This is a genomic window from Streptomyces sp. NPDC046716 (assembly GCF_040645755.1).
Classification (GTDB): Bacteria; Actinomycetota; Actinomycetes; order Streptomycetales; family Streptomycetaceae; genus Streptomyces.
This window is the reverse complement of sequence record NZ_JBEYYU010000008.1, coordinates 52,209-72,347: the sequence shown is the minus strand read 5'-3', so window position 1 is coordinate 72,347 and position 20,139 is coordinate 52,209. Positions and strand designations below refer to the sequence as shown.

At 72.5% G+C, this 20,139-nt stretch carries 16 protein-coding genes; 6 read left to right on the top strand and 10 right to left on the bottom strand.

Going from position 1 to position 20,139, the window contains the following annotated elements; all coding sequences use genetic code 11:
* Positions 1 to 59: 59 nt before the first annotated feature.
* Positions 60 to 2,114: a phosphocholine-specific phospholipase C gene (locus ABZ930_RS08655; RefSeq protein ID WP_361543653.1), complete on the top strand. Its 2,055-nt coding sequence runs from the start codon at positions 60 to 62 to the stop codon at positions 2,112 to 2,114.
* A gap of 87 nt (positions 2,115 to 2,201) precedes the next feature.
* On the top strand, positions 2,202 to 3,098 hold the full coding sequence (locus tag ABZ930_RS08650; RefSeq protein WP_361543650.1) for a phospholipid scramblase-related protein: 897 nt from the start codon (positions 2,202 to 2,204) through the stop codon (positions 3,096 to 3,098).
* Between the two features lie 115 nt (positions 3,099 to 3,213).
* Here ABZ930_RS08650 and ABZ930_RS08645 read toward each other — a convergent pair whose 3' ends face one another.
* Complete coding sequence (locus tag ABZ930_RS08645) at positions 3,214 to 4,155, bottom strand: hypothetical protein (protein ID WP_361543647.1); 942 nt, start codon at positions 4,153 to 4,155, stop codon at positions 3,214 to 3,216.
* The gene (locus ABZ930_RS08640; protein WP_361543644.1) at positions 4,152 to 5,132 is read right to left on the bottom strand and encodes a phosphatase PAP2 family protein; all 981 of its coding nucleotides are present in this window, start codon (positions 5,130 to 5,132) and stop codon (positions 4,152 to 4,154) included. The genes ABZ930_RS08645 and ABZ930_RS08640 overlap by 4 nt, the downstream gene beginning before the upstream one ends.
* Before the next feature lie 167 nt (positions 5,133 to 5,299).
* Between ABZ930_RS08640 and ABZ930_RS08635 the strand changes: the two genes are divergently transcribed.
* Positions 5,300 to 5,947: a TetR/AcrR family transcriptional regulator gene (locus ABZ930_RS08635; protein WP_361543641.1), complete on the top strand. Its 648-nt coding sequence runs from the start codon at positions 5,300 to 5,302 to the stop codon at positions 5,945 to 5,947.
* A gap of 156 nt (positions 5,948 to 6,103) precedes the next feature.
* On the opposite strand, the gene ABZ930_RS08630 is transcribed toward ABZ930_RS08635, so the two are convergent.
* Positions 6,104 to 7,216, bottom strand: a complete 1,113-nt coding sequence (locus ABZ930_RS08630) for a DUF2510 domain-containing protein (protein ID WP_361543638.1) — start codon at positions 7,214 to 7,216, stop codon at positions 6,104 to 6,106.
* Between the two features lie 209 nt (positions 7,217 to 7,425).
* Here ABZ930_RS08630 and ABZ930_RS08625 point away from each other — a divergent pair, with 209 nt between their 5' ends.
* On the top strand, positions 7,426 to 10,101 hold the full coding sequence (locus ABZ930_RS08625) for an AAA family ATPase (protein ID WP_361543635.1): 2,676 nt from the start codon (positions 7,426 to 7,428) through the stop codon (positions 10,099 to 10,101).
* Positions 10,102 to 10,254: 153 nt separating this feature from the next.
* Here the strand turns inward: ABZ930_RS08625 and pcaD are convergent, their stop codons facing one another.
* From pcaD to pcaH, 4 genes are read right to left on the bottom strand one after another with little or no spacing between them, the layout of a single operon-like run.
* On the bottom strand, positions 10,255 to 11,379 hold the full coding sequence (gene pcaD, locus ABZ930_RS08620) for a 3-oxoadipate enol-lactonase (protein WP_361543632.1): 1,125 nt from the start codon (positions 11,377 to 11,379) through the stop codon (positions 10,255 to 10,257).
* Positions 11,380 to 11,421: 42 nt separating this feature from the next.
* Positions 11,422 to 12,726, bottom strand: coding sequence for a 3-carboxy-cis,cis-muconate cycloisomerase (gene pcaB / locus ABZ930_RS08615; protein WP_361543629.1), 1,305 nt, complete (start codon positions 12,724 to 12,726; stop codon positions 11,422 to 11,424).
* Positions 12,723 to 13,325, bottom strand: a complete 603-nt coding sequence (gene pcaG / locus ABZ930_RS08610; RefSeq protein WP_361543626.1) for a protocatechuate 3,4-dioxygenase subunit alpha — start codon at positions 13,323 to 13,325, stop codon at positions 12,723 to 12,725. Before pcaG ends, pcaB begins: the two co-directional genes overlap by 4 nt.
* 9 nt (positions 13,326 to 13,334) lie before the next feature.
* A complete protein-coding gene (gene pcaH, locus ABZ930_RS08605; protein ID WP_361543623.1) occupies positions 13,335 to 14,108 on the bottom strand; it encodes a protocatechuate 3,4-dioxygenase subunit beta in 774 nt (257 codons plus the stop codon).
* A 146-nt stretch (positions 14,109 to 14,254) separates the two neighbouring features.
* Between pcaH and ABZ930_RS08600 the strand changes: the two genes are divergently transcribed.
* Positions 14,255 to 14,722, top strand: a complete 468-nt coding sequence (locus ABZ930_RS08600; protein WP_361543968.1) for a MarR family transcriptional regulator — start codon at positions 14,255 to 14,257, stop codon at positions 14,720 to 14,722.
* Positions 14,723 to 14,738: 16 nt separating this feature from the next.
* Here the strand turns inward: ABZ930_RS08600 and ABZ930_RS08595 are convergent, their stop codons facing one another.
* Positions 14,739 to 15,662: a DUF3048 domain-containing protein gene (locus ABZ930_RS08595; RefSeq protein ID WP_361543965.1), complete on the bottom strand. Its 924-nt coding sequence runs from the start codon at positions 15,660 to 15,662 to the stop codon at positions 14,739 to 14,741.
* A gap of 69 nt (positions 15,663 to 15,731) precedes the next feature.
* Entirely contained in the window at positions 15,732 to 16,793 is a 1,062-nt protein-coding gene (locus tag ABZ930_RS08590; protein WP_361543620.1) for an ATP-dependent DNA ligase, read from the bottom strand.
* Positions 16,794 to 16,866: 73 nt separating this feature from the next.
* On the opposite strand from ABZ930_RS08590, the gene ligD reads away from it, so the two are divergent.
* Positions 16,867 to 17,901 (top strand): non-homologous end-joining DNA ligase, encoded by a 1,035-nt coding sequence (ligD, locus tag ABZ930_RS08585; protein WP_361543617.1) that lies wholly within the window; start codon positions 16,867 to 16,869, stop codon positions 17,899 to 17,901.
* Between the two features lie 27 nt (positions 17,902 to 17,928).
* On the opposite strand, the gene ABZ930_RS08580 is transcribed toward ligD, so the two are convergent.
* Positions 17,929 to 20,139 carry a family 16 glycoside hydrolase gene (locus ABZ930_RS08580; protein ID WP_361543614.1) on the bottom strand — a complete coding sequence of 737 codons (2,211 nt, stop codon included), beginning with the start codon at positions 20,137 to 20,139 and terminating at the stop codon, positions 17,929 to 17,931.

Below are 20,139 nucleotides of genomic sequence, written 5' to 3'. Positions count from 1 at the left end.
TCCGGGTGCCCCTCTTCGTGGACCGACCACCGTCGAAGCAACAGGAGACCCCCACACCCATGACGGAACTCAATCGCCGCCGCTTCCTCCAGATCGCCGGCGGAACCGCCGCTTTCACGGCCCTCTCCGGCTCCATCGACCGGGCCGCCGCCATCCCCGCCGCGCGGCGCAGCGGAACGGTCCAGGACATCGAGCACATCGTGGTGCTCATGCAGGAGAACCGTTCCTTCGACCACTACTTCGGATCGATGAAGGGGGTGCGCGGGTTCGGTGACCCGCGCCCCGTGACGCTGCCCAGCGGAAAGCCCGTGTGGAACCAGGTGAGCGCGGGCAAGGAGATCCTGCCCTACCACCCGGACGCCGACGATCTCGGCATGCAGTTCATCGCGGGCCTCGACCACGACTGGGCGGGCGGCCACAGCGCCTTCAACAACGGCAAGTACGACAACTGGGTCCCGGCCAAGGGCACCGGCACGATGGCGTACCTGACCCGGGACGACATCCCGTTCCACTACGCCCTCGCCGACAAGTTCACCGTCTGCGACGACTACCACTGCTCGTTCATCGGAGCCACCGACCCCAACCGCTACTACATGCTGAGCGGCTGCGTCGGCAACGACGGCACGGGCGGCGGCCCGGTCCTCGGCAACGAGGAGGCGGGGTACGGCTGGACCACGTACGCCGAGCGCCTGGAGAAGGCGGGCGTCTCCTGGAAGGTCTACCAGGACATCGGCGACGGCCTCGACGCGGCGGGCGGCTGGGGCTGGATCGACGACGCCTACCGCGGCAACTACGGCGACAACTCCCTGCTGTACTTCAACAGCTACCGCAACGCCAAGCCCGGTGACGCGCTCTACGAGAAGGCCCGCACCGGCACGAACGCCAAGGCCGGAGACGGCTACTTCGACGTCCTGAAGGCCGACGTGAAGGCCGGCAAGCTGCCCAAGATCTCCTGGATCGCGGCCCCCGAGGCCTTCTCCGAGCACCCCAACTGGCCCGCGAACTACGGCGCCTGGTACGTCTCCCAGGTGCTCGACGCGCTCACCTCGAACCCCGAGGTGTGGAGTAAGACCGCCCTGTTCGTGACGTACGACGAGAACGACGGCTACTTCGACCACGTCGTGCCGCCGTACGCGCCCGCCTCGGCGAACCAGGGCCTGTCGACCGTGGACACGAAGCTCGACTACTACCCGGGCGGCTCCCGGGCCGCCGGTCCCTACGGACTCGGCCAGCGGGTACCGATGATCGTCGTCTCGCCCTGGTCCACGGGCGGCTACGTCTGCTCGGAGACCTTCGACCACACGTCGATCCTCCAGTTCATGGAGAAGCGGTTCGGGGTCAAGGAGACCAACATCTCGCCGTGGCGGCGCGCCGTCTGCGGCGACCTCACCTCGGCCTTCGACTTCTCCCTCAAGGTCACCGACCCCGCCGACCTGCCCGACACCGCGGCCTACGAGCCGCCGGACCGCGACCGGCACTCCAGCTACGTGCCCAAGCCGCCCGCGCAGGGCACGCTGCCCAAGCAGGAGAAGGGCTCCCGGCCGAGCCGCCCGACCCCCTACGCGCCCTACGTCGACGGCGCCGTGGACCTCGCGACGGGCAAGTACAAGCTGACGCTCAGCGGCGGCGACACCAAGGGCGCCTTCTTCCAGGTCCGCTCGCAGAGCCGCGGCGACGGCCCCTGGACGTACACCGCCGCGGCGGGCAAGCCGGTCTCCGACAGCTGGAACTCGGCGTACTCGGCGGGCAGGTACGACCTCACGGCGCACGGACCGCACGGCTTCCTGCGCGCCTTCAAGGGCGACAACAAGGTGGCGGAGCCCGAGGTGACCGCCCGGCACGACGGCGGCACCGGCAATCTGAAGCTGACCCTGAAGAACCCGGGGACCGCCGACGCCCGGATCACCGTCACCAACGCCTACGGCGGCTGGCACGCGACGTACACGGTGCGCGCGGGCGCCACCGTCACCCGGACCGTCGACCTGCGCGCGAGCAAGCGCTGGTACGACCTGACGGTCGTCGTCGAGGGCAACGCCGGATATCTGCGCCGGCTCTCCGGGCACGTCGAGAACGGCACGGCCGGAGTGAGCGACCCGGGCATCGCCACCGTGTAGTTCCGGGCCCGCACCGGGGGTCGCCGGGGTGCACATCACACCCGTCCATCTGGTCACATTCCCAGGTCGGCGCGGTAGTGTGCCCCGGTGACTTCGCCTTCAAGCACCCCCGCAGGTTGGTACCCGGACCCCCACGGGGTGCCCCAGACGCTGCGGTGGTGGGACGGTTCCCAGTGGACCGACCACACGCACGCGGCGCCGGCCGAGCAGCCCGCGGCCGCCGCCCAGGTTCCGCCGCAGCAGCCGCCGCTCCAGCCGCAGCCCGTGATGGCTCAGCAGCACTTCGGCGGCCAGGCCGCCCCCGCGCCGCAGCACCCGGACGCCGCGCGCGTCCAGCGCCAGGTGCAGCAGCAGGCCGGGGTCGCACCGGCCGGGCAGGGCGGCGGCTCGCTGTTCACCGAGCCGGTCCTGGTGGTGAACCAGAAGGCCAAGCTGATCGAGCTGACCAACGAGTACACCGTCATGGACCAGCACGGGAACCCGCTCGGCTCGGTCACCGAGATCGGCCAGAGCGGTCTGAAGAAGGCCCTGCGCTTCGTGTCGTCCGTCGACCAGTTCATGACGCACAAGCTGGAGATCCGCGACGCGTACGGGCAGCCGCAGCTGGTGCTCACCCGGCCCGCGAAGTTCATCAAGTCCCGGGTCCTCGTGGAGCGCCCGGACGGATCACCGGTCGGTGAGATCGTCCAGCAGAACGCCATCGGGAAGATCAACTTCGCGATGGTCGTGAACGGCCAGCAGGTCGGCGCGATCAAGGCGGAGAACTGGCGTGCCTGGAACTTCGCGATCGTCGACCACGCCGGGCAGGAGGTCGCCCGCATCACCAAGACGTGGGAGGGCCTGGCCAAGACGATGTTCACGACCGCGGACAACTACGTCCTGCAGATCCACTTCCAGCTGCCCGAACCGCTGCTCAGCCTCGTCGTGGCGACCGCCCTGACGGTGGACACCGCGCTGAAGCAGGACTCCCGCGGCCTGGGGTGACCCGCGCCCCGTCGGGGGGCGCGGCCGGAGGGGATTGTCGAGGGCCCCGTCAGGGGCGCGGGGAACTGCGCGAGCGACCACGACGGACGCGCGCCCGCGATGACACCCGAAGGCCCTACGGCGCGAAGGCCACGGGGCTCTGCCCCGGACCCCGCTCCTCAATCGCCGGAGGGGCTTGAAGGGCGGTCGCCGTAGGGAGTTGAGGGGGCAGCTGTCCGGTGGTCACGACCACGGAGTCGCCGGTCACCGTCGACCGGGTCAGCAACAGCACCCCGCGCGCCGCGAGCACCGCCCCCGCCCCGGCCAGCACGTACCCCGCGACCCCACCCTGAAGCCGCTCGCCCAGCAGCGAGAGACCGATGACCGCGGCGGCCACCGGATTGGCCAGCGTGACCATCGCCAGCGGGGCGCCGAGCCCGCCCTGGTACGCGGTCTGCGACAGCAGAAGACCGCCGGCGGCGAACAGGGCGACCAGTACCGCCACCACCACGACCTGCGCGGTGAACACGGAACCCGAACGGTCCGTCGCCGCCACCGTCACCGTCTGGGTGAGCGCGGAGGCGACCCCCGAGGCGACCCCGGACGCGGTGGCGTGCCGCAGCCCCGGGCGGGCGCCGCGCCGGGCCAGGAGGCCGATGAGCGCCGTCGTCAGACCGGCGACCGCGAGGGCCTGCGGCAGGGAGAGCGTGTCGTCGGGTGCGGGCCCCGACGCCGTCACCAGCAGCGCGGCCAGACCGAGCAGGGTCAGGGCGGTGCCCCGCCACTCGACCACGGTCACCCGCCGCCCGGCGATCCGGGCGCCGAGCGGCACGGCCGCGACCAGCGTGAGCGCGCCGAGCGGCTGGACCAGGGTGAGCGGCCCGTACTTGAGGGCGGCGACGTGCAGCAGCGCCGCCGCGGCGTTGAGCAGGACCGTCCCCCACCAGGCCCCGGTGGTCAGGAGCCGCAGCGTGCCGCCCCCGGACCGGGCCGCGAGCCGCTCCTGGGCCACGGCCGCGGCGGCGTAGGCCACGGCCGAGACGAGGCAGAGCGCGACGGCGAGCAGGGTGGCGCTCATCGCTCGGCCCCGCTCGTCACGAGCTGCGGCGCGGTGGCCGCGGAGGTGGATCCCGGCGTCGGGGAGACCTGCACCGGGATGCGCAACGGCATCCGGGCCAGGACGTCGGAGGCGGACAGCGAGTCCGGCGGCGTCCGTGGGGCGGGTCGCGGCGACCACGGCGCGGAGGCCGACGCGCCGCGCGTCTCGGCGACGGCGGCCGGGTGGGCCGGGACCGGCAGCAGATGCCGGCCGATGCCCCGCCCGCTGACCGTGTGCGGCAGCCGGATCACCGCGAGGGCGGCACCGAGCAGCGCCGTCGCCACGATCGCGTCCAGCCAGTAGTGGTTGGCGGTGCCGACGACCACGAACAGGGTGAGCAGCGGGTGCAGCAGCCACAGCCAGCGCCACGTGGAGCGCGTCGCGACGATCAGCCCGACGGCGACCATCAGGGCCCAGCCGAAGTGCAGCGAGGGCATCGCCGCGAACTGGTTGGCCATGGTGTCGGTGTCCGGCTTGGCCGCGTACACGGAGGGACCGTAGACCTGCGCGGTGTCGACGAGGTGCGCCGCCCCCAGCATCCGCGGTGGGGCCAGCGGGAACGTCAGGTGCAGCGCGAGCGCGGCGGCCGTCAGCGCGGCCAGCACCCGCCGCGTCCACACGTAGTGGCGCGGGCGGCGCAGGTACAGGAAGAGCAGGAGCCCGAGCGTGGCCGGGAAGTGCACGGTCGCGTAGTAGGTGTTCGCCGCGTGGACGAGGGTGTCGCTGTGCAGCAGGACGCCCTGCACCAGACCCTCGCCGGGCAGGTGCGCGGACCGTTCGAGATGCCAGACATCGCCGGCGTTGCGGAACGCCTCGGCGGTGTGGCCGTTGGCCAGCTGGCGGCCGAACTTGTAGACGAGGAAGAGTCCTACGACCAGCAGGAGCTCGCGGACCAGGGGTGGTCGGGCGACGGATGCGTCCGGCTCCGGTTCGGCAGGCTCGGTAAGGGAATTCATCCCCCGGCCCCTTTTCGTGACGACTGGGTGGTGCGTGGTGCGCTTTATCGATACGAGAGTGTACCGATACGCCAGTGTACCGAAACGCTGGCGTACCGGTACACTGACGTATCGATAGTGGTTGTGATCTCATCGGCACCGACATCGCCACCGAGTGGAGGAGCATCGTGACGACGACGCGCGACAAGGGAACCGAGCCGGTCGGTGCGACCGCGCCGACCGCATCGCGCCGCTCGAAGATCACGCCCGAGCGCGCGCAGGAGTTCTACGACGCCGTGCTCGACCAGCTCCGCCGGCACGGGTACGAGGCGCTGACCATGGAAGGGGTCGCCGCGCAGGCCTGCTGCAGCAAGTCGACCCTGTACCGGCAGTGGAAGACGAAGCCGCAGCTCGTGGCCTCCGCGCTGCGGGCCGGCCGCTGTGTGACGTTCTTCTCGGCGGACACGGGCAGCCTCGCCGGGGACCTGGTGGCCGCGGCGCGGCACGCGGCGAACCAGGGCAAGCGGGACACGGCCCTGCTGCAGGCGCTCGGCCACGCCGTCCTCCAGGACAGCGAGCTGAAGACAGCGCTGCGCGAGGCGCTGGTCGAACCGGAGATCGCGTCGATCGACGCGATGGTCGAGCGGGCCGTGGCGCGCGGCGAGATCGCCGCCGACCATCCGGCACTGCCCTATGTGGCCGCGCAGCTCTTCGGAGTCATGCGCAGCCGCCCCGTCCTGGAAGGGCGCTACGCCGACGCCGACTACCTGGTCGGCTTCGTGACGCGCGCGCTGATTCCAGGACTCGGCCTGACCCACGAGGATCAGGCCCCTTAGACGGGAGACCGCCGGTCGCAGGGATGACCGGCCGGCGGTCTGCCCGCGCCGCACCGTGGGGACGGGGGCGGCGCGCACCCCCGGGCCGGGCGGGTTCCTCCTTGAGCGGAGGGGGACCTGCCCGGCCCGTATGCGGTGGGTTCCGGCGCGGGCCGGTCAGACGCCCTGGCCGCTGCCGCCCGAGGCGCTGCCGGTCAGGTCGGACTTCTTGATGCCCTTGACGATCTCGTCGATCGCCGAGTCGTCCGGTCCCGTCGTCTTCTCCTTCGCCGTCTTCGGCTTGTCCACGCCGATACGGATCACGACCAGGGAGTCGGAGCGGGACGGGGAGGGCAGGACGACCGACTCCACCCAGGCGTCGACCTCGGCCTCGGTGTCCACGCTCCAGCGGACCAGATAGCCCTTCTGTCCCGCCACCGTGACCTTCTTCGAGAGCAGCTCCTTGTGCCCGGAGATCCCGCCGTAGGTCTTGCCGCCGTAGGACGCCTTCGCGTTCTTGGCGATGTCCTCCTTGGCGGCGGCCTCGGCGGTGGTCGCGGACAGCTTGAGCGCCTTCGCCGACGCGCTGGAGGCGCCGCCCTTCACGCACGTCTTGCCCGAGCCGTCCGGGCAGGTGTACGTGCCCGTCTGCACCCCGGCGGAGCCGACGCCGTCCGCGCCGGTCCAGCCGTCGGGCACGGGCAGGGCTATCCCGTTGCCTATGTCGGTGGCGAAGCCCTTGTCGAGCGGTGCCTGCGGGGACTGGTCGGGCGCCTCGGGCGACGGGCTGGCGCCCTGGCCGCCGTCGCCGCCCTGCCCGCCGTCGCCGCTCTCCGGGCCGCCCCCGCCGCCGGGCGGCTCGGGCTGCCTCGACTGGGAGTCGACCCGGTCGCTCTTGCCGTCGTCGCTCGCGGTCAGCGCGTACACGCCGCCGCCGATCCCGGCGAGCACCACGACCGCGACCGCCGCCGCGATGGCGATCCGCGCCTTGCTGCGCGGCTTCGGCGGCAACTGCCCCGGATAGGCCTGATAGTTGGGATATGCCGGATAATTCCCCGCCGGCGGGTACCCGGGGGCGCCCGGCGGCTGCACCGGCTGTGCGGGCATCTGCACCGGCGCCGGGGGCTGGGCCGCTTCCGGCACCGCGTCCTGCGGCGGAGTCGGCGACGGGGTCGTGGCGGGTCTGGTCTGTTCCGTCCAACGGCCGCCGTCCCACCAGCGTTCGGTGCGCGGGCCGCCTGGAACCTGACCCGGATCGGGGTACCAGCCTGCGGGAGTCTGCGACGTCATGGCCGCCACAGTATGAGGCGCGCCTGAAAGGCGGATGAGAGGGGCGCTGTTCAGCCCGCATTACGGGCGAGATCGTTATGCGCCGCGCACCTCCCGCCACCGACAGCCCCGATCAAATGTCACCGGCTCCGCAACCCCCCACCACGGCGGCCCGGCGCGCACTACTCTCGTGACCAGTACACACCGGTACGACACCTGGAGGGTGCGGGATGACTCAGGGACGGCACGCCGACGCCGCCTCCTGTGGGCCCCAGTTGTGGGAGCGGGAGCCCGAACTGGACGTCGCCGCAAGGGCACTGGACGACCTGTGCGCGGACGCCGCCTCCTCGGGCAGCCTCGTCGTCTACCGGGGAGAGGCGGGGATCGGCAAGACCGCCCTGCTCGACCAGGTGCGCCGGCTGGCACAGGGCCGGGCCACCGTGTGGTCCGCACGGGGCGGCGAGACCATCACCTCCGTCCCGTTCAACGTCGTACGGCAACTGCTGCAGCCCGCGCTGCTCGCGCTCTCCGAGGAGGAGTCCCGCGAGTACTTCGGCGACTGGTACGACATCGCGGGCCCCGCGCTCGGCATAGCCGAGCCCACCGGCCGGCAGGCGGACCCGCAGGGCGTGCGGGACGGACTGGTCGCCGCGGTCTCGCGGCTGGCCCGGCTGCACTGGCCGTTGGTGCTGCTGATCGACGACGCGCACTGGGCCGACCTGGAGACCCTCGAATGGCTCGTCGCGTTCGCCGAGCGCCTCGACGACCTGCCGGTCCTGGTCGTCGTCGCGCAGCGCGACCCGGAGGGCGAGCAGGTTGCCGCCTGCCTGGACGCGGTCGCGCTCGCCGCCCGCCAGGACACCTCCCGGCTGCGCCCGCTCAGCCCGGACGCCACCGCGGGACTGACCCGGGCCACGCTCGGCCCGCACGCCGACGACCCGTTCTGCCGCGAGATGTGGGCGGTCACCGGCGGAAACCCGTACGAGACGGTCGAGTTGCTGGCCAAGGTGCAGGACGCCGGGATAACGCCCGAGGAGAACCGCGCCGCCGAACTGCGCGCGCTCAACAAGACGGCCCGCGGCCGCGGCCTCGTCACCCGGCTCGAAGGACTCGGCACCGAGGCGACCCGGTTCGCCTGGGCCGCCGCCGTCCTCGGCACCCGGATCGAACCGGGCCTCGCCGCCCTCCTCGCCGGGATGAACCCCGAGCAGGCCGGCCGCTGCGCCGACCGGCTGCGCACCGCCCGCATCCTCACCGACGGCGCCTACGGGGACGTCGGCACCCTGGAGTTCGTGCACCCGCTGATCGCCTCGGCCGTCTACGAGTCGATCCCGCCGGCCACCCGCACCGCCATGCACGGCCAGGCCGCCTGGGCGGTCACCGCCTCCGGACACGGCCCGGCCGCCGCCTCCCGGCACCTCCTCGAAGTGCACCCCGACGACGACCCCGAACTCGTCGAGCAGCTGCGCGCCGCCGCCCGCGAGCACCTCGCCGTCGGTGCCCCGGCCGCGGCCCGCCGCTGTCTGGAGCGCGCGCTGGAGGAGCCGCCGCTGCCCGAGCTGTGGCCGCACGTGCAGTACGAGCTGGGCTGCGCCACGCTGCTCACCTCACCGGCCACCACCGTCCGGCATCTGCGCGCCGCCCTCGAGGCCACACCCGGTCTGTACGGCGAGGAGCGCGTCGACGCGGTCTGCCGGATGTCCCAGGCCCTGGTCCACAACGATCAGCTCGCGGACGCGCTCACCCTCATCGACGCCGAGTCCCACCAGCTGGAGCCCGGCCCGCAGCGGATGCGGCTCCAGGCCAGCCGCTTCTTCTGGGAGAGCATCTACAACGGCGAGTCGGACGCCCCGGCCCGCTCCCGCAGGCTCGCCGACCTCGCCGCCAAGGTCACCGGCCGCGACAACGCGGAGCGGGTGCTGCTCATCCTGCGCGCCTTCGACATGATGAACCGCGGGGAGAACGCCGAGGAGGTCGCGGAGTACTGCGACCGCGCCCTGGTCAACGGCCGCCTCGCGCCCGGACTCGGCTGGACCGACACCGAGTGGAGCTTCGAGATCCTGATCGCCCTCGGGTTCTCGTACATCTTCTCCGACCGGCTCGACCGGGCCGAGAGCCTCTTCGCGGAAGGCATCCGGGCCTACGAGAGCGCCGGCTGGAGCGGCGGACACCTCGCCGTCGCCCACGCCTTCGCCGGATACGTCCACCGCAGGCGCGGCCGGCTCACCGAGGCGGAGGCGCTGCTGCGCGAGGCACTGCGGCTGACCGACCGCGTCGGCCGCGGACTGCCCATGCACTGGGACGCCGCGGGCAAGCTCATCGACACCCTGCTCGCCCGGGGCCGGCCCGACGAAGCCCTCAAGATCGCCGAGCGCTACGACTACGCGCCGCCCTACCCGTCGACGATCCTGTTCCCCGAGGCGTACTCCGTGCGCGGCCGGCTGATGCTCGCCATCGGCCGCACCGCCGAGGGCATCAGCGAACTGGAGGCGGCGAGCAAGGCCGCGCAGGCCCGTGGCGGGCACAACACCATCGTCTCCTCGTGGGCCTGCGACCTGGCCCGCGCCGTCGCCGACACCGATCCCAAGCGCGCCGCCGATCTCGCGGTGCAGGCCCGTGTCCAGGCGGAGCGGCTCGGCACGGACACGGCCATAGGGGAGGCGCTGCGGTGCGCTGCCGCGCTGGAGACCGGGCAGCGGCAACTGACCCTGTACGCCAAGGCGGTGACCTATCTCGAGGCGTCCCCGAGCGCGTACGAGCATGCGCTGGCCCGCGTCGAGTACGGGATCGCCGCGCGGTCGCGGGCCGAGCTCAATCACGGGTTGCAGCTGGCCCGTTCCTGTGGCGCCGAGGGTTTGGCCAACCGGGCCCGAGAGGTGCTGGAGACGGGGCGCGGGCTGCACTGACCGGTTCTTCGGGTGCGGCCCGGTGGCCGCTTCTCGCGCAGTTCCCCGCGCCCCTGAGGCATGCGCTGCGCGCAGCCTCCCCGATGAGATGCCGCACGAAGTGCGCATCTCAGGGGCGCGGGGAACTGCGCGGCCGGTCGCGACGGTGCCGCGCTAGATCGAACCGGGCTCACCCTCGGAGAGCGCCCGTTGGGCCACGGCGAACGCGGAGTTGGCCGCCGGGACGCCCACATACACCGCGCACTGCTGAAGCACGGCACCGATCTCGTCCGGGGTGAGGCCGTTGCGGCGGGCGGCCCTGACGTGCATGGCCAGCTCGTCGAGGTGACCGTGCGCGACCAGCGCGGTCATGGTGATCATGCTGCGTTCGCGGCGGCCGAGCGTCGGGTCGGTCCAGATCTCGCCCCAGGCGTAGCGCGAGATGAAGTCCTGGAACCTGGCGGTGAACGGCGTCTGCCGGGCCTGTGCCCGGTCGACGTGGGCGTCGCCGAGGACCTCGCGGCGCACCTCCATGCCGCGCCGGGCGCCCTGCCCGAAGTGGGAGCGGAGCAGCCCGAGGACCGCGTCCGGACGTTCGGCGACGGCCAGGTGCGAGGCGCCGGACAGCTCGACGAGTTCGGCGCCGCGCACCGCGTCGGCGATCTCCCGCAGATGCGCGGGCGGTGTCGCCGGGTCCTCGCGCCCGGCGATCAGCAGCGTGGGCACGGTGATGTCCCGCAGCCGGTCGCGCAGATCGAAGGCGGCGAGCGCGTCGCAGCAGGCGGCGTACGCCTCGGGGGAGGCGTCCCGGTTGTCCCGCACCAGGCGCGGCGCGGAGAACCCCGGGGTGAACCAGCGGGCCGGCGCGCTCTCGGCCACCCCGGCCGTTCCCTCCGCGCGGACGAGCGCGGCCCGCTCCCGCCAGGGCCCGGGCCCGCCGAAGTGCGCGGAGGAGCAGAGCACGGCGAGGCTGCCGACCCGCTCCGGGTGGTGCACGGCGAGGTGCAGCCCGACGGCGCCGCCCAGCGACACACCCGCGTAGGCGAACCGGCCGATCCCCAGCTCGTCGGCGAGCGCCAGCACGAGTCCGGCGAGGTCGGCGACGGTGGCACCGGCCGCGATCAGCCCGGCGTCGGACCCGCCGTGCCCCGGCAGGTCCCAGCGCACGACGCGGTGGGCCGTGGACAGTTCGGGTGCCACCTGGTCCCACAGTGCGAGCGAGGTGCCGAGCGAGGGCCCGAGGAGGAGCGGGGGCGCGGTGGGGGAGCCCTCCGCGTGGTGGTGAAGAAGACGACTCATGGTGAACTCCAGAGAGCGAGAGGGGCAGTCGCGGCGGGGGCGTCACACACGGGCCAGCGCCCGGTCGACCAGCGCCCCGGCGGCCCCCACGTACCGGGCCGGATCGAGCAGCGCCGCGACGTCGACGGACCTCAGGTCCGGCTCGTCGGCGAGCGCCTCGCCCAGCGGACACCCCCGCTCGCGGGCCGTCGCGGCGGCAGCGGCCAGCAACTCCTTGGCCCGCGCGCGGCCCACGACACCGGCCAGTTCGGCGGAGAGCCGCTCGGAGACGATCGCGCCCCCGGTCAGCCCCAGGTGCTCGCGCATCGCGTCGGCGCGCACCACGAGCCCCCGGGTGAGCTCGGCGGCGTCCCGGGCCGCACCGCCGACCAGCCGCAGCAGCTCCCGCAGCGTGGCCCACTCGGCGTGCCAGGCCCCGGCGGGCCGCTCGTCCTCGGCGGGCAGCGACCCGTACAGCGTCGCCGCGAGTGCGGGCGCCCGCCGGGCCGCGGCGGCGATCAGCGTGGAGCGCACCGGGTTCGCCTTGTGCGGCATGGCGGAGGAGCCGCCGCCCGAGCCCTCGGCCAGCTCCCCGATCTCCGTACGGGACAGGGTGAGCACATCGGCGGCCGTCTTGCCGAGCGCGCCCGCCGTGAAGGCCAGCGCTCCCGCGAGGTCGGCGACCGGGGTCCGCAGCACATGCCACGGCAACGTCGGCGCGGCCAGGCCGAGTTGGTCCGCGTACGCGTCCACGAGAGCGAGCGGGTCCGCGGCGCCGTACGCCTCGAAGGCCGCCAGCGTCCCCGCCGCGCCACCGAGCTGCACCGGCAGCACGACCGCCCGCAGCCGGTCCCGCGCGTCGAGCACCAGCGACCGCCAGCCGGCCGCCTTCAGTCCGAACGTCGTCGGCACGGCGTGCTGCGTGAGCGTCCGGCCCGGCAGGACGGTGTCCCGGTGCTCGGCCGCGATCCGCCCCAACTCACGCGCGATGGAGTCGAGTTCATCGGTGACGAGAGCCAGCGTCCGTGCCGCGACCAGCATCAGCGCGGTGTCGAGCACGTCCTGGCTGGTGGCGCCCCGGTGCACATACGCGCCGTGCTCGGCGGGGACCGCGGCCGTCAGATCGGCGACCAGCGGGATCACCGGATTGCCGCCGGAGCGGGCCCGCCGCGCGAGGTCCCGTACGTCGAAGGCGTCGGCCACGGCCGCCTCCGTCACCGCGTCGGCGGCCGCGGCGGGCGCGAGTCCGAGCGCCGACTGCGCCCGGGTCAGGCCCGCCTCCGCGTCCAGGAGGGCCTGGAGAAAGGCCTGTTCGGAGGTGGTGCGCTCGGTGGGCGCGTCCTCGCTGCCGGGGTCGAACAACGTCACGTGAACTCCAGGAAGACCGTTTCGCCCTCGCCCTGAAGGCGCACGTCGAAACGGTACGTGCCGTCCGCCTGCGGACGGGCGATCAGCGTGTCGCGGCGCTCCGCGTCGAGGCGGCCGAGGAGCGGGTCGTCGGCGAGCGCGGCGTCGCTCCCGAAGTAGATCCGGGTGAACAGATGGACCAGCAGCCCGCGAGCGAACACGCACACGCTCAGGTACGGGGCATGGTCGCCCCGGGCCCCCGGCAGCCTCGTCCGCACGTACCACTGCCCGTCCGCGTCGGTCTGGCTGCGGCCCCAGCCGGTGAACTCCCAGTTGTTGCGCCCGAGATAGCCGCCGGTGGCCGGGTCGCGCCGGATCGAGCCGGTGGTCCGCGGCAGCTCGCCCTCGCTGTCGGGGCCCCAGATCTCCAGGAACGCGTCGGGCACGGGGGTGCCCGCGCCGTCGTACACGTACCCGTGCACCACGACCTCGTCCGGGTCGCCGGCGGGGGCGATGTCGGGGCCTCCGGGGAACGGCAGCGCGTAGCCGTAGAACGGGCCGACCGTGTGCGACGGGGTCGGCAGCACCTGCTCCGGTTCGCTGATGTCCCTCTTCGTCATGGTGTCTGCTCAGCGCCCTTCTTCGATCCAGGTGGCCTGCGGGCCGTCGAGGACGATGTCCCAGTGGTAGCCCATCGAGAACTCCGGCACGGACAGGCTGTGGTCGTAGGTGGCGACCAGGCGCTGCCGGGCGGCGTCGTCGGTGACGGACTGGATGATCGGGTCGTACGGGAACAGCGGATCGCTCGGGAAGTACATCTGCGTCACGAGCCGCTGGGTGAACGCCGGGCCGAACATCGAGAAGTGGATGTGGGCGGGGCGCCAGGCGTTGAGGTGGTTGCGCCACGGATACGGACCCGGCTGGATCGTGGTGAAGCGGTAGCCGCCCTGATCGTCCGTCAGGACCCGTCCCACGCCGGTGAAGTTGGGGTCGAGCGGGGCGTCGTGCTGCTCGCGCTGATGGGCGTAGCGGCCCGCCGAGTTGGCCTGCCAGATCTCGACCAGCTGGCCGCGCAGCGGACGCCCGGCGCGGTCGAGGAGACGGCCCGAGACGGTGATCCGCTCGCCGATCGGTTCGCCGGTGTGCTGCCGGGTGAGGTCGTTGTCGATCTCGGTGATGTCGCGCTCGCCGAAGGCGGGGGAGGCCAGCTCCACCAGCTCCGGGTCCTTCGACACGTCGATGGCGACCGGCGGCTGTCGAGGATGGCGCAGGGTGGACGAGCGGTAGGGGGCGTAGTCGCGGCGCGGGTGGTGCTCGACGGGCGCACCGGAGGCGACCCGCTTCTCGTACGCGGCGTGCTCGGCCGCGATCTCGGCGTCGATGTCGGCTTGAGTGAGGGTCATGGGAGTTCGCGGCCTTCTCGGAGAAATGCTCAGCGCACTGAGTATCTTCTGGATGAGCGACACGTTGCCACTGGGTATGGGAGTCGTCAAGGGTCTAGCATTGCTCAGTGCACTCACGTAATTCCGACGCAGACCGGAGGTCCGCGATGGTCGCGGTGGACCTGAGCAGCCACCCCGGGCACCTCGCCCGGCGGCTCCAGCAGGCGCACTATCTGCTGTGGAACACGATGGTCTCCGAGGAGATCACGTCACCGCAGTTCGCGGTCCTGAACGCGCTGGTGGCCGAGCCGGGCCTGGACCAGCGCACCGTCGGCGAGCGCGTCGGCCTCGACCGGTCCACGATCGCCGAGGTGATCAGCCGGCTCACCCGGCGCGAGCTGCTCGACAAGGTGCGCGATCCGCGGGACGGCCGCCGCTGGCTGCTCCGGCCGACCGCCGAGGGCCTGCGCGCGCACAAGAAGCTGACCCTGCGCACGGCCCGGATGAACCAGGTGTTCCTGGCGCCGCTCGACGCGACGGAGCAGGCCCAGTTCTTCGACCTCATCCAGCGGGTGGCGGACGCGGCGGAGGGGCTGCGCCGCCCGCAGGAGCCGGCGCTGGGCACGCACGGCTGACCCCCGGACGCCGGGGCTACTTCTTCGCGAACACCACCCACACCTGCCCCGGCGCGAACGGCAGCGGGCCGCCGCCGTCCGCCGCCGTGAACGTGGTGCCGCTCCGCGCGGCCGGCCGCGACCACCGCGCTTCGTGCGCCCGCCCGTCCCGCAGCACCAGCGCCCGCCCCGAGCCGACCGTCCGGGACAGCGGTGACGTGCTGCCGTTCACGTCGTGGAAGCGCGAGGGCAGCACGTCGACGTACTGCACCACGACCGTCGGCGCCGCGAGCCGCTTCCCCCGGGCGTTCGTCGCGGGCCGGCCGTCCATGCCCACCAGCCAGCGCCCCTGCCCCGACGACCAGTCGAAGGTGAACTGTGCGGCGGGGAAGCGCACCGTCTGCCGGGTCCGTGGCTGTCCGCCCGCGGGCGCCTTCGCGGCGAACCGGAAACCGGCCGCGGTCCCCGCACCCGTCCCGGCCGTCGTCCGCCCGAGGCTGCCGGGCCGCAGATACAGATTGTGCGGCGCGGGTTTCCCTCCGCCCCGGAAATAGGCGGCCGGCTTCGCGCCCTGCGGCACCGCGTGCAGCGGCGCCGCGTCGATCAGCGGCTTGAGCCTGCCCTGCGCCCCGGAGTAGGCGAGCGTCGGCTCGTCGAACTGGCGCAGCAGGTCCAGATCGGTCTCGCGGGCGCTGCGCACCGGTCCCACGACGTCGGGGACCCGCGTCCCGAACACCGCCATGAGCCGGCTGAGGCCGCCCTCCACCTGCTCCGCGTACACGATGTCGGCGTCCTCGAGACCGGTCTGCGGACGCGCCGCGCCCACGTTGTCGATCTTCACCGCGAGGACTCCCGGGCCTCCGGAACCCTGCCCGCCGGGCGGCGTGCCCGTGGGCTTGCAGGCCGCGGAGAGCACCCCGAGCGCGCCGATGACGAACCCCCGCCTACGCATCCCGCGCATCTCGTTCACGTACCCCGCATACCCATCGCGGGCCGCCGCTCACCCCACGAGATCCGGCCGCGCCCCGCTTCAGCGCAGCACGTCCGCCAGATCGAACGAGACCGGTTCCTCCAACTGCGCGTACGTACAGCTCCCGGGCTCCCGGTCGGGGCGCCAGCGGCGGAAGCGGGCCGTGTGCCGGAAGCGCGCCCCGTTCTCCATGTGGTCGTACGCCACCTCGCAGACCAGCTCGGGCCGCAGCGCCACCCACGACAGGTCCTTCTTGCCCGTCCAGCGGCTCGTCGCGCCCGGCATCCGCTTCCCCTCGTGCGCGGACTGGTCGCCCCAGTCCGCCCACGGGTGCCCGGCGGGGTCGTCCATGCGCAGCGGCTCCAGCTCCGCGACCAGTTCCGTGCGCCGCTTCATGGTGAAGGCCGCGCACACCCCGACATGCTGGAGGGCGCCCTGGTCGTCGTGGAGCCCGAGGAGCAGGGAGCCGACGACGGGGCCGCTCTTGTGGAAGCGGTACCCGGCGACCACGCAGTCCGCCGTCCGCTCGTGCTTGACCTTGATCATCAGGCGTTCGTCCTGGCGGTAGCGCAGGTCCGGCGGCTTGGCCACGATGCCGTCGAGCCCCGCGCCCTCGAACTGCTCGAACCAGCGTCCCGCCAGCTCGGCGTCGGTCGTCGCGGGCGCCACGTGCACGGGCGCGGAGGTGTCGGCCAGGGCCTCCTCCAGGCGCCGTCTGCGCTCGGCCAGCGGGGTGTCGGTCAGCGACTCGTCGCCGAGCGCCAGCACGTCGAAGGCCACGAAGGAGGCCGGGGTGCGTTCGGCGAGGGTGCGCACCCGGGAATCGGCCGGGTGGATCCGCTCGCTCAGCGCGTCGAAGTCGAGCCGCCCGTCCCGCGCGATCACGATCTCCCCGTCGAGCACGCAGCGCTGCGGAAGCCGCTCGGCCAGGGCCGCCACCAGCTCGGGAAAATACCTGGTCAGCGACTTGGTGGTGCGGCTGGTCAGCTCGATCTCGGGGCCGTCGCGGAAGACGATCGCCCGGAAGCCGTCCCACTTGGCCTCGTAGTGCATCCCCGCCGGGATCCGGGCGGCGGACTTGGCGAGCATCGGCCGGACCGGCGGCATCACGGGAAGATCCATGAACCGATTCTGTCCCGTACCTCGGGGAATCGCCCGGTATGCGCACTACGTCCGGTCGGCCTAGCGTGGGGCCATGGGCAGCAAAGGCGCGGCAGTGGAGCTGGAAGCGGGCGGGCGGACGGTGCGGCTGTCCAGCCCCGACAAGGTGTACTTCCCCGACGGCGGCGGCGGGAAGGGGTACACGAAGCTGGACCTCGCGCAGTACTTCCTCGCGGTCGGCGACGGCATCGTGCGCGCGCTGCGCGACCGCCCCACCACCCTTGAGCGCTACCCCGAGGGCGTCACCGGCGAGTCCTTCTACCAGAAGCGCGCCGCGAAGAACCTGCCGGACTGGATCCCGACGGCCACCATCACCTTCCCGTCCGGGCGCACCGCCGACGAGATGTGCCCCACCGAGATCGCCGCCGTGGTGTGGGCCGCCCAGTACGGGACCCTCACCTTCCATCCGTGGCCCGTGCGCCGGGACGACCCCGACCACCCCGACGAACTCCGCATCGACCTCGACCCGCAGCCCGGCACCGACTACGCCGACGCGGTGCACGCGGCCCGCGAACTGCGCGCCGTGCTGCACGAGTTCGGCGGGCTGCGCGGCTGGCCCAAGACCTCCGGCGGGCGCGGTCTGCACGTCTTCGTGCCCATCGAGCCGCGCTGGACCTTCACCGAGGTGCGGCGCGCCGCGATCGCCTGCGGCCGCGAACTGGAGCGCAGGATGCCGCAGTTCGTCACCACGGCCTGGTGGAAGGAGGAGCGCGGGGAGCGGATCTTCGTCGACTTCAACCAGACGGCGCGGGACCGCACCATCGCCTCCGCCTACTCGGTCCGCGCCCGCCCGAACGCCCCGGTCTCCGCCCCGCTGACCTGGGACGAGCTGGGCGACGCGCTGCCCCGCGACTTCGACATCGTCTCCCTGCCCAAGCGGTACGCCGAACTCGGCGACGTGCACGCGGACATGGACGCCGAGCGGCACTCCCTCGACGCCCTCCTCGAACTCGCCGACCGGGACGAGAAGGACCGCGGCCTCGGAGATCTGCCGTATCCGCCCGAGTACCCGAAGATGCCGGGCGAGCCCAAGCGGGTACAGCCGAGCCGGGCCAGACACGAGGACTGACCCGGCTCGACCCGCTTCACCACTGCGCTACGGCAGTTCCTTCACCCGGATGTCCCGGTAGGAGATGACGTCCGAGGTGCTGTGCACCTGGAGCCCGACATAGCCGGAGGAGTAGCGCCGGCCGTCGGTGCCCGGGTCGTCGCCCCGCGGGGGTTCGAAGACCTGGCCACCGGTGTTGTCGAACTCGTTGAGCAGCACACCGTTGCGGTAGATCGAGAAGTGCTGGTCCACCACCTTCACCTCGTAGTCGTTCCACGTGCCCTTCTGGGTGACGCCCGCTCCCGCGAGGCCGACCTGGTCGAAGCCGTAGACCGACCCGGTCTTGTACATGTCGCCGTCGGGCTTGTCGAGCACCTGGATCTCGTGCCCGTACTTGATGGCGACCCACTCCGGGCTCGGCTCCTCGGGGTTGTCGTGCACCCACGGGAAGCGCACGAACACACCGCCGTTGGCGTTGCCCGTGCCCGGCGCGTCGTCACGCCACTGGAGCTTCAGCGAGAAGTTCCCGTACTTGCGCTGCGGGAACCAGAGCATCCCCATGCCGTCGACGTCCGTACGGCTGGTGATCGAGCCGTCGTCGTTCAGCGCGAACTTGCCGCCGCCGACCTGCTCCCACTTCGCGAACTGCTCCTGCGTGCCGTCCAGGATCTTGGTGTAGCCCTCGGTCTGGCCGGGCTTGCCGATCGGGGACGCCTTCGCCGCCTTGTTGAGCTTGTTGTACTCGCGCTGGTCGAGGACGCCTTCCTTCAGGAGCCGGTCGGTCACCGTCTTCACGTGCTTCACGAAGAGGGCGTGCGACGTCCACTCCTTCTCGTCCTCGATCAACTCGCCGATCCGGCACCGGTTGTTCGTGACCCGGTTCGGGATGCCCGTGTCGGTCGTCCCGACGAACACCGTGGAGCGCTCGTCGTACTCCGGGCAGTTGGGTGCGGGCACCCCGCCGCCCGACGCGACCGCGAACACGAAGGTCTGCGCCGCGGCGGTGTTCCCCGCCTTGTCGCTCGCCCGGTACGCGACCGAGTGCGCGCCCACCCGGTCCACCACGACCGGCGCGGTGTACGCGAGATAGGGCCCGCCGTCGAGCGAGTACTCGACCTTGTCGACCCCGGAGTCGTCGTCCGTCGCCGTCAGCGTCAGCTTCGCGCTGTTGACGTAGGCGTTGTCCGAGTTCTTGTCGCCGGCGACCGCGAGGGACACGCTCGGCGGGGTGGTGTCCTGCGCGGGCGGCTCGACGACCGTGAAGTCGACGGACTTCTCCGCCGCCCGGTTGCCCGCCTTGTCCGTGGCCCGGTAGCGCACGGTGTACGCGCCCGCCTTGTGCACCATGACCGGCGCGGTGTACGGCTGCCAGGCGCCGTCCGCACCGACCGCGTACTCGATGGTGTTGACGCCGGAACCGGTGTCGGACGCGGTCACCGTGACCGTCGCCATCCCCAGGTAGGCGCCGTCGGCGTCCTTCTCGCCGGTCACCGTCGCCGAGGTCTCCGGCGCCGTCGTGTCGTCCGTCGGCGGCGCCACCACCGTGAACTCCAGGGACTTCTCGGCGGCGGTGTTGCCCGCCTTGTCGGTCGCCCGGTACTTCAGGGTGTGCGCGCCGACCTGGTCGACGACCACCGCGGCCGTGTACGGCGTGTAGGCGCCGTCGTCCAGGGCGTACTCGATCCGGTCGACGCCCGAGCCGTCGTCGGTCGCCGACACGGTCACCGACGCCGAACCGACGAACGCGCCGTCGGCGTTGGTCTGCCCCTCGGCCTTGGCGGAGGTCTCCGGCGCGGTGGTGTCGTCACCGCCGCCGCCGTCCGTCACCGTCAGGACCCCCGTCATGCTGGTGTGGCCGGGGATCGTGCAGTGATAGCGGTACTTGCCGGGGGAGAGGGTGACCTCGACGGAGTACTTGCCGCCCTGGTCGTCGTTCGGGTTGGCCATGATGTTGACCGGGACGTCGTTGTTGTACTCGGGATCCGACACGTCGAAGGTCAGCGTGTGCGGCATCCCCGTGGTGTTGCCGGTCGCCGCGCTGTTCTCGAAGACGATCGTCGCCTTGCCCGCGACCGCGGTCGTCGGCGCCGACGCGTACTTCGTGATGTCGTCGCCGGCCGTCCACGTCAGCACCTGCTCGGCCGCCGTGCCCGACGGGTCCGGCTGGCTGTACGCGGCCTGGGTGCCGCCGAGCCCGAGGAGCAGCAGGAGCGCCGCGAGCAGCGCGATCACATGTCTGGGCCGTTCTCGTGTACGCAT

Excerpts from the sequence above, each read along its gene's own strand:
- ABZ930_RS08640 (WP_361543644.1), bottom strand. The coding sequence starts at position 5,132 with ATGAATTCCCTTACCGAGCCTGCCGAACCGGAGCCGGACGCATCCGTC.
- pcaD (WP_361543632.1), bottom strand. The coding sequence starts at position 11,379 with ATGAGTCGTCTTCTTCACCACCACGCGGAGGGCTCCCCCACCGCGCCC.
- pcaH (WP_361543623.1), bottom strand. The coding sequence starts at position 14,108 with ATGACCCTCACTCAAGCCGACATCGACGCCGAGATCGCGGCCGAGCAC.
- ABZ930_RS08595 (WP_361543965.1), bottom strand. The coding sequence starts at position 15,662 with ATGCGCGGGATGCGTAGGCGGGGGTTCGTCATCGGCGCGCTCGGGGTG.
- ABZ930_RS08580 (WP_361543614.1), bottom strand. The coding sequence starts at position 20,139 with ATGCGTACACGAGAACGGCCCAGACATGTGATCGCGCTGCTCGCGGCG.
- ABZ930_RS08590 (WP_361543620.1), bottom strand. The coding sequence starts at position 16,793 with ATGGATCTTCCCGTGATGCCGCCGGTCCGGCCGATGCTCGCCAAGTCC.
- ABZ930_RS08630 (WP_361543638.1), bottom strand. The coding sequence starts at position 7,216 with ATGACGTCGCAGACTCCCGCAGGCTGGTACCCCGATCCGGGTCAGGTT.
- ABZ930_RS08600 (WP_361543968.1), top strand. The coding sequence starts at position 14,255 with ATGGTCGCGGTGGACCTGAGCAGCCACCCCGGGCACCTCGCCCGGCGG.
- ligD (WP_361543617.1), top strand. The coding sequence starts at position 16,867 with ATGGGCAGCAAAGGCGCGGCAGTGGAGCTGGAAGCGGGCGGGCGGACG.
- ABZ930_RS08655 (WP_361543653.1), top strand. The coding sequence starts at position 60 with ATGACGGAACTCAATCGCCGCCGCTTCCTCCAGATCGCCGGCGGAACC.
- ABZ930_RS08625 (WP_361543635.1), top strand. The coding sequence starts at position 7,426 with ATGACTCAGGGACGGCACGCCGACGCCGCCTCCTGTGGGCCCCAGTTG.
- ABZ930_RS08645 (WP_361543647.1), bottom strand. The coding sequence starts at position 4,155 with ATGAGCGCCACCCTGCTCGCCGTCGCGCTCTGCCTCGTCTCGGCCGTG.
- pcaG (WP_361543626.1), bottom strand. The coding sequence starts at position 13,325 with ATGACGAAGAGGGACATCAGCGAACCGGAGCAGGTGCTGCCGACCCCG.